The organism is Bifidobacterium samirii (assembly GCF_003952945.1).
In the GTDB taxonomy this organism is placed as follows: domain Bacteria; phylum Actinomycetota; class Actinomycetes; order Actinomycetales; family Bifidobacteriaceae; genus Bifidobacterium; species Bifidobacterium samirii.
The window spans coordinates 250,085-263,988 of the sequence record NZ_QXGK01000001.1; the positions used below are offsets into that span (position 1 = coordinate 250,085).

Below are 13,904 nucleotides of genomic sequence, written 5' to 3' on the forward strand. Positions count from 1 at the left end.
CGACTACTTGCGTTCGATCTCGCGCATCTCGAAGGTCTCGATGATGTCGCCCAGCTCGATGTCGTTGAAGGAGCCGAGGTTGATGCCGGCCTCGTAGCCTTCCTGCACCGAGTTGACGTCGTCCTTGAAGCGACGCAGCGTGGAGATCTCCAGGTCGTTGACCGTGGCGACGCCGTTGCGCAGGATACGGCACTTCGTACCGCGCTTGACCTCGCCGTCCTGGACCATGACGCCGGCGATGTTGCCGAACTTGGAGGAGCGGAAGATCTCGCGGATCTCGGAGTGCGAGGTGGTGACCTCCTCGTATTCCGGCTTGAGCATGCCCTTGAGCGCGGCCTCGATGTCCTCGATCGCCTTGTAGATGACCGAGTAGTACTTGACCTCGACGCCCTCGCGCTCGGCGAGGTCCGCGACCTGACGGTTCGGACGCACGTTGAAGCCGAGGATGACGGCCTTGTCGACCGTGGCGAGGTTGACGTCGTTCTGGGTGATCGCGCCGACGCCGCGGTGGATGACCTGGATGCCGACCTCGTCGGACACCTCGATCTTCATCAGGGAGTCCTCGAGCGCCTCGACCGAGCCGGACGAATCGCCCTTGATGACGATGTTCAGCATGTCGACCTCGGACTTGGCGAACTGCTCCTTGAGCGATTCGAGCGAGACGATCTTGCGGCGCTTGGCCAGCTGCGCGGCGCGCTCGGTGGCCTGGCGCTTCTCGGCGATCTGACGCGCGGTGCGGTCGTCGCCGGCGACCAGGAACAGGTCGCCCGCGGTCGGCACGGACGTCAGGCCCAGCACCTGGACCGGCGTGGACGGCTTGGCCTCCTTCATGGTGCGGCCGTTCTCATCGAGCATGGCGCGCACGCGGCCGTACGAGGTGCCGGCCACGATCGAGTCGCCGACGTGCAGCGTGCCGGACTGGACCAGCACGGTCGCCACGGCGCCGCGGCCCTTGTCGAGTCGCGCTTCGATGGTCGCGCCGCGCGCGTCCATGTCCGGGTTGGCGCGCAGGTCGAGCTCGGCGTCGGCGGTGAGCAGCACCGCTTCGAGCAGCTTGTCGACGTTCAGGCCCTGCTTGGCGGAGATGTCGACGAACATGGTGTCGCCGCCGTACTCCTCCGGGATCAGACCGAACTCGGTGAGCTGGCCGCGCACCTTGTCCGGGTTGGCGCCTTCCTTGTCGATCTTGTTGACCGCCACGACGATCGGCACGTTGGCCGCCTGCGCGTGGTTGATGGCCTCCACGGTCTGCGGCATCACGCCGTCGTCCGCGGCCACGACCAGGATCGCGACGTCGGTCAGCTCGGCGCCGCGGGCACGCATGGCGGTGAACGCCTCGTGGCCCGGGGTGTCGAGGAACGTGATCTTGCGCTCGTTGCCGTCGAGTTCGACGGTCACCTGGTAGGCGCCGATGCGCTGGGTGATGCCGCCGGCCTCGCGTGCGATGACGTTGGTCTGGCGGATCGTGTCGAGCAGTCGGGTCTTACCGTGGTCGACGTGGCCCATGACGGTGACGACCGGCGGACGCGGCTCGAGATCCTCGTCGTCCTGCAGCTCCTCGTCATCCAGGTTGATGTCGAACTGCTGCAGCAGCTCCTTGTCCTCCTCTTCGGCGGACACGATCTTGATGTTCCAGCCGATCTCCTCGCCCAGGATCTGGAACGTGGACTCGTCCAGGGACTGGGTGGCCGTGGCCATCTCGCCCAGGTGGAACAGGACGGTGACCAGCGCCGCCTGGTTGACGTTGATCTTCTCGGCCAGATCGGCCAGCGAGGCGCCCTGACGCAGACGGACGGTCTGTCCGTTGCCGGTCGGGATGCGCACGCCGCCGATGACCGGAGCCTTCAGCTCCTGGAACTCCTGACGCTTCGCAAGACGGTTCTTGCGCGCCTTCGAGGACTTGCCGCCCTGACGGCCGAACGCGCCGGCCGCACCGCCGCGACCGCCGCGGGCGCCGCCGCGCGACGGACCGCCGCTGGGAGCACCGCCTTGGTTGGCGCCGCCGCCGAAGCGGTTGCCGCCGCCCTGACCCGGACGCGCGCCCTGGGCGCCGCCGGCCTGGCCCGGACGGTTGTGGCCCCACTGGCCCGGACGCGGAGCGCCCTGCGCGCCGCCCTGACCCGGACGGCCGCGGAAGCCGCCACGACCCTGGCCGCCGCCCTGACCCGGGCGACCGCCGCGACGGTCGTTGTTGTTCGCGCTCGGACGCGCCATCGGATGCGGACGCGGGATGTCGCCCGGCGTGGGCGTACGCATGCCCTGCTTACGGCTGAACGGGTTGTTGCCCGGACGCGGGCCCGGGGTCGGCACCGCCGAGGACGGCTGGCCGGACTGACCCGGCTGGCCCTGCGGACGCGGGGTCGCGTTGTGGGCGGACGCCGGGGTCGGGGCGCCCGGACGCGGCGCGTTGCCGCCGTTGTTGCGCGGCTGCGACGGACGGTTGCCGTGGTTCTGGTTGTTGCGCTGGCCGCCACGCTCGCCGCGGTTGCCGCCGTCGCGCGACGGACGACCGTCACGGGACTGGCGCTGCGGGGCGTGCGGGCCGGGGGTCGGCGCACCCGGCTTCGGAGCCGGGGCGGCCGGACGCGGGCCCGGGGTCGGGGCGGCCGGCTTCGGCGCGGACGCACCCGGCTTCGGAGCCGGGGTCGGCGTCACGGCCGGACGGGCCGGAGCGGACTGGGCCGGCTTGGGGGCCGGGGTCGGGACCGGCGCGGCCGGCTTCCTGACGGATTCGTTGGCCGGCTTGCGGTTCTGCGCCGGCTGTGCGGGCTGCTGGAAGGCCGACTTCAGACGGCGGACCACCGGAGCCTCGACGGTAGATGATGCGGACTTGACGAATTCTCCCATGTCCTTGAGCTTGGCAAGGACATCCTTGCTTTCGACGCCAAGTTCCTTGGCCAAATCATACACGCGTGCTTTCGCCACTAATGTTTCTCCTGATTCCTGACCGCGCGCATGACCACGCGGTCATTGTTCGATTGTCGAGAGCCTACCCTGTCTCATCGTGCGACCATGATCGTGGTACCTCGTGTTTCACAACAGGCATGACCGCATGGCGCGACCATGCTCGGATTCGTCACAAGCATACTCGTGCCGCTGGATGTGGTCGCAAAGGCGCCGCGAGGCCGTGTCGGGGAGTCCCCGGCACGGCCTCGTGCGATGTTTCGCTGATGTTCGCGGTTGTCTGCGGTCGCCTTCCGCCGACGTCCCGCGGTGCGCGACGCCTTACTCGGCGTCCGCGGCCTTGGCTTCGGCGGCGGCCTTGCGCGCGTGCGCCTCGGCCGATTCGATGCCGATCTTCCAGCCGGTCAGCTTCGCCGCCAGACGCGCGTTCTGGCCTTCCTTGCCGATCGCCAGCGACAGCTGGTCGTCATGGATGAACGCGATCGCGGTCTTGTTCTTCTCGCTGATGACCTGCACTCCGGTCGCCACGGCCGGTGACAGCGCGGACGCGACGAAGCGCGCCGGGTCGGCGGACCAGTCGACGATGTCGATCTTCTCCGGGCCCAGGTTCTCCATGACCGCGCGCACGCGGGCGCCGCCGGGGCCGATCAGCGCGCCCTTCGGGTTGACGCCCTCGGTGTTGGCGCGCACCGCGATCTTGGTGCGGGCGCCGGCCTCGCGCGCGATCGCCATGATCGACACCGCGCCCGACACCAGCTCCGGGACCTCGCGTTCGAACAGCTGGCGCACCAGCTCCGGGTGCGAGCGGGACACGACGATCTCCGGGCCCTTGAGGCCGCGGGCCACGTTCACCACGTACACGCGCAGACGCTCGCCGTGACGGTAGCGCTCGCCCGGCACCTGCTCGCGGCGCGGCAGGATGGCCTCGACCTCGCCGATGGCGATGTGCACGTTGCTCGGGTCCTTGGCGTTCTGCTGCACGATGCCGGTGACGAGCTTGCCCTTCTGGCCGGAGAACGCGCCGAAGATCTTGTCGTCCTCGGCCTTGCGGAACAGCTGGGTGATCACCTGACGCGCGGTCGCGGCGGCCAGACGGCCGAAGTCGCGCGGGGTGTCGTCGTACTCCTCGCCCAGGGTCGGGGCCGGATGGGGGTTCTCCTCGGTGGGGTCGCCCGGGATCTCGTCCTGGGCCCACACGGTGAAGGTGCCGGCGCGCTCGTCGAGTTCGATGCGGGCATGACGGGCCGCGTGCGGCGTCTTGAGATAAGCGAGTCGCAGCGCCTCGGAGAGCGCCGCATCCAGCGTCTCGGGATCGATGCCCTGCTCGGCGGCGAGACGATGCATTCCTGACAGGTCAAGTTCCATGGTTCAAGACCTCCTATGAAGTTATTTCCGAGCACTAGGGCCCTCTGGTCACAGTCGATTACTAGTGTAGAAGCTTATGCAGACACGCCTTCCCGGCCACCGGCCGCACCATCCGTCGTCGATCGTCGCGGCCGCCGCCGTGGCGGCCGTCGTCCTCGCGACCGCCGGATGCGCCACGCCGCGCTTCGAAGGCCGCGCCGAATCCGAGCGGACCGTCAGCGACTGCGAACGCGCCTACTACGCCGCCGCTGACCTCGAGGCCGCGCTCTCCCACCCGTTCGTCCTGCGTTCCCTCGCCGCCGCCGACGCCGCCGCGCAATGGCTCGACGTCGCCGTCGACTGCCCGTCCCGCTTCGGCGAAGGCGTCGTCAACGCCGCCCGCCTCGCCTCCCGCTACGAGCTCGCCGATGTCGGCGGCGGAGATGATGGAGATGATGACGCCGCCGCCGCGATCGCCGATCTCGACGCATGGTCGTCGCTCGCCGGCGAAGGCGCGTCCGTCGCCGACGATACAGACGACAACTATGCCGATGCCGCCATCCCGGCCGCATCCCTCACCGCGATGGCACTGGCCGAGGACCGCGCCGGATTCATCCTGCAGATCATGGCCGCCCGCGGAGACGGCGGCGTCACGCTCGCGATGTCCGACGCGCACCGCACCGTCGGCGAGCGCCTGTTCTCCCTGTCCGGTCTCGCCGCCGCCGACGATCCGCGGCTCAAGACCTATGATGCGTCCGCCCTGCTCGACCACCCGTCCACGCTCGTCGACCCGGCGACCGGCTTGGACGCGCCGGCGCTCGCCGTCGTGGAGATGAACTGCGCGCGCGAGGAAATCGCCGCCGTCGAGCCGTCCGGCGGCAACTCCGATTCCAATTCCGAGGCAGTCGGCACCGCATCCGGCGAATCCGACACGACCGGCATGACTGACGGAACGCATGCCGGTTCCGAATCCTCGGATTCAGCGGTTTCGACAGCGCAAACCGAAACCGGTTCGTCCAACGCAGCGGCGTCCTCGTCTGCCGACCGAACCCGTACGTCGCGCCGCGCTCTGGCCGGCCTCATCGCCGACCGCCTGCGTCTCGCCTTCGACCACAGCTACCCGATGTTCGACGCGGCCCTGTTCGTCTGAGTCGACGCATGGAACGGCATCCCGCCGGTGGAAATCGTCCCATTCGACCGAAATACCGTCAGGCGCCCCGGATTCGATCAGGGCGACACGCGCAACCAGACCATCCAAGTTGCGCGCTGCACAAAAGGGTGTATATTAGCCCATCGTTGCCTGAAACACGGCAATGCACTGAGACTGCCCCTGTAGCTCAGTTGGTTAGAGCAGCTGACTCTTAATCAGCGTGTCCAGGGTTCGAATCCCTGCGGGGGCACCAGCAAGACCGGAATCGCATGATTCCGGTCTTTTTGCATTCAGGCTGCGGTCGGCCGTTCCTTCCCGTGAAGTGGGTACGCATCTACAGAATCCGTCCGCCCCCGCTCATGTACCCACTACGGCACCCACCGAAACGCGCTGTCGCGCACCGATACGCAGACGTGGCAGAAGCGGCGTAACACCTCGAAAACGTTGGAATCGCGGGTTAAGTAAAGAAAAGTGTGTCTTAAATCCGTGGTGAGACTTACTGCGGGTTCGCGTGTCGGGGTGTGATTAACGGTTCCGGCGTTAATCGGGCGGGATGCTTGACTTTTCGTGTTGGCTTGTTCCATGAGCAGGAACAAGTCTCCGAGGGCGAGGAAATGCCCTGTGTGCGGTACGCCGATGCGCGGGGAACGGGTTCACGAAGGCCGGTTCCCGGCGATGGCGGTGCGACGCGTGCCGGTTGAGCACCACTGCGAAGCGGGAGGATTCGACCCGTATGGCGGAGTTCCGCGCGTTCATCGCGTGGGTGACGGGCAAGGAGTCCATGAACGAGGCCGCGGCACGGCTCGGGATCACCCGGCAGGCGTTCGCGGCCAGGATCGCGTGGTGCTGGAGGGTGGAGCCGACGCTGCCGGATGTTTCCCGCTTCCACCGGTACGTGATGGCCGACGGCACGTACGTGCCGTACGGCTGGTGCCTGCTGGCGCTCTCCGGCGATGACGGTCGGCCGGTGAAGTGGCAGTGGTGCGCTACGGAGACGAAGGAGGCGTATTCGAGGTTGTTCCGCGGGGTGAAGCGTCCGGGACTGCTGGTGTGCGACGGCGGCCAGGGGTGTCTGGCGGCCGCCGAGACCCGTTGGAGGGGAGTCCGCGTGCAGCGGTGCCTCGTGCACGTGTTGCGCAACACGCGCGTCGACCTGACGAACAACCCCAAGAGCGATGCGGGAAAAGCGCTGCTCAGGCTTGCGCGCAGGCTCACCAAAATCAACACCGCCGACGAGGCGGCCGCATGGCTCACGGACCTCAACGCATGGCACGCGGAGCACGGCGGCTATCTCAAGGAGCGCACCACCGCCAGACAGGATCCCGGGCACGCGAACGGCCGCAAGTGGTGGTGGACGCACGAGCGCCTGCGCCGCGCCTACTTCCGGCTCGTCAGGCTCAACCGGGACCGGATGCTGTTCGCGTTTCGCGACCCCGCCGTAACCAGGGACGGCGGACCGCTGCCATCGACCACGAACCAGCTGGAAGGCGGGGTCAACGCCATCGTCAAACGCACGCTCGACCACCACCGTGGACTATCCGAAGCGCATATGAAACGCTGCTGCGAATGGACGGTGTACATGCTCACGGAGCATCCGGCCCCGGAGTCGTTCGTCGTGCCGAGGCATTGGAAGGCCGGGAAGACGGAGGGCGCGGGAAGCGACGGGCCGGTTCCGGGCACCGTGACCGAGGTCCAGCTGCCGGCCACGGGCGTCGATGCCTACGAGAGCGGTTTCGGGGTCAGGGCCGGATGGGCCGGGCGCTCGGGATGACCAATGGACACACCGATGACACGCGCGGATAAGACACACTTTTCTTTACTTAACCCGGAATCGCAACGTTTTCGGCATGAAAAAAGGGTTCCAAGTGAACCACTCGAAACCCTAGGGGCGGATAAGGCGAGATTCGAACTCGCGGAGGGGTTAACCTCACACGCTTTCGAGGCGTGCTCCTTAGACCGCTCGGACACTTATCCATTCGCTGCGAAATCGCAACTTGTCTATTATATGTCGATTCGCCACGTATGCAAATCGGCGTGGCGCGTCTTTCGACTCCCCGGAATGCAATCGAATAGAACCCGGATGCGGCCGCACACGATCACAGCGTGCGCTTGGCGCGGATCGCCTCGGCGCGGGCGGCGAGCTGGCCGTCCTGCGGGTAGGCGATGTGTTCGAGCGTCAGGCCCTGCGGTGCGATCGGCCCGGTCGAGCCTTCGCGAAGCGGCGTCGCCATCTTGCCGGCGAACCAGTTGAGCGAGCGCTTGCCCAGACCGACCTGCACGCAGCCGTTGACCAGGGACCGCACCATGTTGCGGGCGAACGCGTCGGCCACGATCGTGAAGCACAGCAGCCCTGATTCGGCCGCCGGCGTACGGTACCGCTCCCCCATCGCCATGTCGTCGCCGATGAGCGGGCGCGACGGCACGCGACGCCAGTACGCGGTCTTGACCTCGCGGATCGTCGTACCGCCCGGGTTGGGCGTCGCGAACGAGCCGAAGTCATGCAGGCCGATCGTCATCGCCGCGGCCGCGTTCATCGCGGCCTCGTCGAGCGTGTCGTCGATGTGCAGGACGAATCCTCGCGTACGCGGGTCGACGACGGCGCCGCGGTCGGCGATCCGGTAGACGTACGTGCGTTCCAATGCGGAGAATCGCGCGTCGAACCCGTCAGGCGCGACGGACACGTCGTGCACGGCGATGTCCGCCGGCAGGATGCGCTGCAGTCGCCGCGTCAGTGCGACGACCGGCGTCACGTCCATATGGCCGACGCAGCGGACCAGCACGTCCTCTGACACGTCCACATGGCACACCTGATGACTGGCATGCACGCCGGTGTCGGTACGTCCGGCGACGGTCAGCCGCAGCGTCTCGTCCGCATCGTCGTCGCGCACGCGCAGGATGCGGTGCAGCGCCGTCTCGATCTCCCCCTGCACGGTGCGCATCGCGGGCTGTTTCGCCCACCCGTAGAATCCGCCGCCGTCGTATGCCAAGTCAATCCGCAATCTCACGGACCCCATCATACGGGACGCTCGTGCGGCCGCGTCGCAATCCGCACACTCTCCGCCCTTCCCGTACGGATTGCGACGCAACCCGCCTTCCCAGCGTCGCAATCCGTTCATCCGCGCAGATTCGCATACGACTTGCGACGCAACGCCCCTTCCCAGCGTCGCAATCCGCATACCACCGAACGATTCCATACGGGTCACGACGCAACTCCGTCCGTCCGAGCCCGCCAGCCACGGTTGACACACGGTAATGGTAAACTATGTATGCATTAATGCGACGCAGCATTGATGACTCCAATCCACTGATCATCTCCGATGCTCACCGACCCTCGATCGCCATCGATCGACTCATCACCAATCACCCTCATCTTCAATGGAGAGACCATGAGACCACACCGAGCACGAGCCGCCCTGGGAGGGCTGCTCGCCACGGCCACCCTGCTGGGCCTGTCATTGACGGGATTCACCGCGCAGGCCGCCGACAACAATCTGGCGCTGGGCAAACCCGTCACGGCCAGCGAATACGAAGTCGATTCCACATCCCCCGCCAAAGCCGTCGACGGCGACCTCGCCACCCGCTGGGGCACCTCGCAGAACAAGGCCGCCGGCGAATGGATCGACATCGACCTGCAAGGCGAGCAGACCGTCCGCCAGATCGACATCGACTTCGAGCGCACCGACGCCGGGCAGAACATCACCGGCTATCAGGTCGAGCTCAAGGAAGGCGGCCAGTACACGACGGTGTACACCAAGAACGAGCGCGCGGCCCAGCATGAGGCGATCACGCTCGACGAGGACCATACGGCCACGAACGTCAAGGTCACGATCCTGAACGCCGACGGCGGCACCCTCAACTGGGTGAACGTGGGCATCAACGAGATCTCCGTCTACCCGACCGTGCACGAGGAGGTGATCGACACCCCCGACACGAACCACATGCTCAACGCCACGATGACGGCGTCCAGCAGCGAAGCCGCCACACTGGGACCGGAGAAGGCCATCGACCAGAACCGCACCGACCGCGCCAACCGCTGGGCCAGCGACTACGAGACGCCGTCCGGCATCTGGCTGCAGGGCGCTTTCGCCCAGCCGACGCTCATCAAGGACATCCGCGTCTACTTCTTCCACCGTGACGCGGCGCCGATGCCGTCGAACGTCATCAGCTTCGACGTGACCTACACCGACATCGACGGCAACAAGCAGACCGCCAAGGCCACGTGGACGATGGACGCCGACGGCGACGGCTACGCCACCGACGCCGTCATCCAGCTCGACGAGGCGATCACCGCCCGCGCAATCAGACTGGAGAACTTCGCCATCGGCAAGGGCAGCTGGAACAACGTGAGCGTCGCCGAATGGGAGGTCTACTCCAACGACCAGGCCAAGCCGGGCGCGACGCTCTCCAGCGTCGTCGCCGCGCTGGAAGGCGACCATCGCACCATCGGCACCGACGTGGACACGCTGCCCATGCCGACGCTGCCCGACGGATTCACCGCCGCATTCAACGGCGCCGACTACGAGCAGCTCATCGCCGCCGACGGCACCATCGACCACCCGCTGACGGACCGCACCGTGCAGGTCGCGTACGTCGTCACCGACACGGCGACCGGCGAGACCGCCACCACCTCCGACATCCCGTACGTGGTGCAGGGCACCACGACGCAGGCCGAAGGCATGAACGCCAAGCCGGCCATCATCCCCGAGATCGCCGAATGGCATTCCGACAGCACCGACTCGCTGCCGCGGACCGCCATCGACACCGTCGTCTACGACGATCCGTCGCTCAAGGCCGTCGTCGACGAATTCGTGCTCGACTACGCCGATTTCACCGGCGTCACGCTGACCGCCGTGCAGGGCGACGCCCGCGCCGGCGCGTTCAACTTCTCGCTGACCGGCGCGAACCAGCTCGGCGACGAAGGCTACACGCTCGACATCGCCGCCGACCGCATGACCGCCGCCTCGCAGAGCGTCACCGGCAACATGTACGCGATGCAGACGATCCTGCAGATGACCCGCCAGGATGCGAGCGCCTTCCCCATCGGCTCCATGCGCGACTATCCGCGCTTCGAGGTGCGCGGCTTCCTCATGGACGTGGCGCGCAAGCCCGTGTCGCTGGAGATGATGCGCGAGGTGACCCGCACGATGCGCTACTACAAGATGAACGATTTCCAGGCGCATCTGTCCGACAACTACATCTTCCTGGAGAACTACGGCAAGGGCGAGAACGAGAACGAGGCGTTCAAGGCGTATGACGCGTTCCGTCTGGAGTCGAGCCTGACCAACGAGGCGGGCGAATCCCCGACCGCCGAGGACTATGCCATCTCCAAGGCCGACTTCCAGGAGTTCATCCGCAGCGAGCGCGCGCTGGGCATGAACATCGTGCCCGAGATCGACGTGCCCGCGCACGCGAACTCGTTCACGAAGGTGTGGCCTGAGCTGATGGTGAAGAACAAGGTGTCGCCGATCAACGCCCGCCGGCCGCTCATCGACCATCTCGACGTGTCCAAGCCGGAGACGATCGCCAAGATCAAGGAGATCTTCGACGACTACACCACGGGAGACGATCCGACCTTCGATGCGCAGACCACCGTGCATATCGGCGCCGACGAGTTCCTCGCCGACTACACCGCGTACCGCGAGTTCATCAACGAGCTGGTGCCCTACGTCAAGCAGACGAACACGGTGCGCGAGTGGGGCGGCCTGACCTGGATCGACGACCACAAGACCGAGATCGCGCCCGAGGCCATCGAGGACGTGCAGATCAACCTGTGGTCGAGCGACTGGTCCGACGGCCTGCAGATGTACGAGATGGGCTACGATCTGATCAACACGATCGACGACTACGGCTACATGGTGCCCAATGGCAACCTCGGCCGCGCCAACTCGTACGGCGACCGGCTCAACGTCAACCGCATCTTCAACAGCTTCGAGCCGAACCGGCTCAAGACCCGATCCGGCTACCGGTACGTGCCTTCGGGCGACGACCAGATGCTCGGCGCGGCCTTCGCGATCTGGAGCGACAACATCGACAAGAACGCGTCCGGATTGACCGAATCCGACCTGTACTGGCGCTTCTTCGACGCGATGCCGTACTACGCGGAGAAGACGTGGTCGCAGACCGGCAAGGAGAAGGGCAGTGCGGATGCGCTCGCCGCCCTTGCCGATCAGCAGGGCACCGGTCCGCGCACCAACCCCTACTATCAGGCCGACAGTGTGGATGATGCCTACGCCAGCTACGATTTCGAGCAGGACGGCGACGACATCACCGCCAACGAGCGTGATCTGACGCTCGACGCCGCGTCCGTGGACGACGGCGAGCTGCGGCTCACCGGCGGTTCCAGCTACGCCACGACGCCGATCGACCGGCTCGGCAACGGCAACGAGCTGACGTTCGACATCACGCTGAACAAGGCCGCCAAGCCCGGCGACATCCTGTTCGAGGCCGACGGCGCCTACGGCACGCACGACCTGCGCATCATGGACGACGGCAGCCTCGGCTTCACCCGCGAACTGTACGACTATACGTTCGGCTACGAGCTGCCGGTCGGCAGGAAAGTCACGGTCACCATCGCCGTCGACCAGCAGTCGACGAAGCTGTACGTGGATGGCGAATACGTGGCCGACGCCACCGGCAGCTTCATCCACAACGGCATCGTGAAGAAGACCGGCATCACCGCCGCGACCTTCGCCCTGCCGCTGCAGCGCATCGGCTCCACGACGCAGGCCATCGACGCGACGATCGACAACGTCGTCGTCAAGCCGACCGCCGACGCCGTGGACGAGTACGACAAAACGGCGTGGACCGGCAAGACCGACAGCGAGACCGTATACGACGCGAAGGAGGGCCTGCTCACCTACGCCTTCGACAACAAGCCCGGCACGCACTGGCATTCCAACTGGCAGGGCGCGACCGACAAGCTGACCGGCAGCAACTCGTTCTACGCCGAGATCGACTTCGGACGCCAGTACGAGATCAACCAGTTCTCGTTCACGCCGCGCACCGACCAGGCCAGCGGACGGGTCACCAAGGCCGACCTGTACGTCAAGGCCGCCGAGGGCGACGAATGGACGAGGATCGCCGTCGATCAGACCTTCGCGAACGACGAGACCAAGAAGACCTTCATGTTCGACACCCGCAAGGTACGGTACGCCAGGTTCGTGGCCAAGGCGTCGAATGACGGGTGGGTCGCGGTCTCCGAATTCGACATCGCGAACAGGCCGGCCTCCACATACCGCGTGTTCGTCGCGGCCGATCCGGCCGAAGGCGGCGTCGTGACCGCGGCCGCGGGCGCGGCTGACGGCGCGGACGCGGGCGCCGCGCTCGACGTGACCGGCGGCACCGAAGTCACGGTCAGAGCCGAGGCGAACAAGGGATACACCTTCGCCGGCTGGTATCACGTCGGCGACGAACCGGTGTCCGAGGACGCCTCGTACACCTTCGCCGTCGAAGGGAACACCGCGTTGACGGCACGGTTCACCAAGGACGAGGTGCCGCCGGATCCCGAGCCGACCGACCCGGCCGACAAGACGGCCCTCGACCAGGCGATCGAGGCGGCCAAGGCCATCGACCGCACTCTCTACACCGACGAGAGCCTCACCGTACTCGACGCGGCACTCGCCACCGCCGAGGAACTGTCCGCCAGGACCGACGCCACCCAGGCCGAGGTCGACGCGGCCGCCAAGGCATTGCAGAACGCGATCGACGGACTGGAGGAACGTCCCGTGACCCCGCCGGACCCCGAGCCGACCGACCCCGCCGACAAGACGGCCCTCGACCAGGCGATCGCCGCAGCCAAGGCCATCGACCGCAGCCTCTACACCGACGACAGCCTCACCGCACTCGACGCCGCACTCGCCACCGCCGAGGAACTGTCCGCCAAGACCGACGCCGCCCAGGCCGACGTCGATGCGGCGGCCACGGCATTGCAGAATGCGATCGACGAACTCAAGGAGCGCCCCGTGACCCCGCCGGATCCCGAGCCGACCGATCCGGCCGACAAGACGGCCCTCGACAAGGCGATCGAGGCGGCCAAGGCCATCGACCGCGCCCTCTACACCGACGACAGCCTCGCCACACTCGACGCCGCACTCGCCACCGCCGAGGAGACGACCGCCAGGACCGACGCCGCACAGGCCGACGTCGACGCGGCCGCCAAGACGCTGCAGGCCGCGATCGACGGACTGGAGAAGAAGGATGACGGTCCCGACACTCCCGTCACACCGGATCCCGGTGACGGGGACGGCGACGACAAGCCGGGTACCGGGGACAAACCGGGCGATACCGCCAAGCCCGATACCAAGCCCGGCACCGACAAGCCCGCCAAGCCCGGCGCCACCAGGCCGGGATTGACGAACACCGGTTCGGCGGTCGCCGGCATGGGATTGGCCGTAATCGTGCTGGCGGGTCTCGCCGGCGTGATCATCTGGCGTCGCCGCGCCTGATCGGCGACGCGGCCGCTCACCGGCAACGATGAAGGCCGGCCCTGCACGATGTGCGGGGCCGG

At 67.0% G+C, this 13,904-nt stretch carries 6 protein-coding genes and 2 tRNA genes; 4 read left to right on the top strand and 4 right to left on the bottom strand.

Annotation, left to right across the window (positions count from 1 at the left end; all coding sequences use genetic code 11):
• Positions 1-3: 3 nt before the first annotated feature.
• On the bottom strand, positions 4-2,925 hold the full coding sequence (infB, locus tag D2E24_RS01000) for a translation initiation factor IF-2 (protein ID WP_125967449.1): 2,922 nt from the start codon (positions 2,923-2,925) through the stop codon (positions 4-6).
• Positions 2,926-3,225: 300 nt separating this feature from the next.
• Complete coding sequence (nusA, locus tag D2E24_RS01005; RefSeq protein ID WP_125967450.1) at positions 3,226-4,269, bottom strand: transcription termination factor NusA; 1,044 nt, start codon at positions 4,267-4,269, stop codon at positions 3,226-3,228.
• Positions 4,270-4,345: 76 nt separating this feature from the next.
• Between nusA and D2E24_RS01010 the strand changes: the two genes are divergently transcribed.
• The 3 genes from D2E24_RS01010 (at position 4,346) to D2E24_RS01025 (ending at position 7,169) form a co-directional block, all read left to right on the top strand.
• Positions 4,346-5,398 carry a hypothetical protein gene (locus D2E24_RS01010; protein WP_125967451.1) on the top strand — a complete coding sequence of 351 codons (1,053 nt, stop codon included), beginning with the start codon at positions 4,346-4,348 and terminating at the stop codon, positions 5,396-5,398.
• A gap of 176 nt (positions 5,399-5,574) precedes the next feature.
• A tRNA-Lys gene (locus tag D2E24_RS01015) sits at positions 5,575-5,651 on the top strand.
• Positions 5,652-6,017: 366 nt separating this feature from the next.
• Entirely contained in the window at positions 6,018-7,169 is a 1,152-nt protein-coding gene (locus D2E24_RS01025; RefSeq protein WP_125967452.1) for an IS1249 family transposase, read from the top strand.
• 118 nt (positions 7,170-7,287) lie between these two features.
• On the opposite strand, the gene D2E24_RS01030 is transcribed toward D2E24_RS01025, so the two are convergent.
• Both D2E24_RS01030 and D2E24_RS01035 read right to left on the bottom strand, forming a co-directional pair.
• Positions 7,288-7,372, bottom strand: a tRNA-Ser gene (locus D2E24_RS01030).
• Between the two features lie 122 nt (positions 7,373-7,494).
• Positions 7,495-8,415, bottom strand: a complete 921-nt coding sequence (locus tag D2E24_RS01035) for a tRNA pseudouridine synthase A (protein WP_206430898.1) — start codon at positions 8,413-8,415, stop codon at positions 7,495-7,497.
• A 369-nt stretch (positions 8,416-8,784) separates the two neighbouring features.
• Here D2E24_RS01035 and D2E24_RS01040 point away from each other — a divergent pair, with 369 nt between their 5' ends.
• Positions 8,785-13,842 (top strand): discoidin domain-containing protein, encoded by a 5,058-nt coding sequence (locus D2E24_RS01040; protein ID WP_125967453.1) that lies wholly within the window; start codon positions 8,785-8,787, stop codon positions 13,840-13,842.
• The last annotated feature ends 62 nt before the right edge of the window (positions 13,843-13,904 follow it).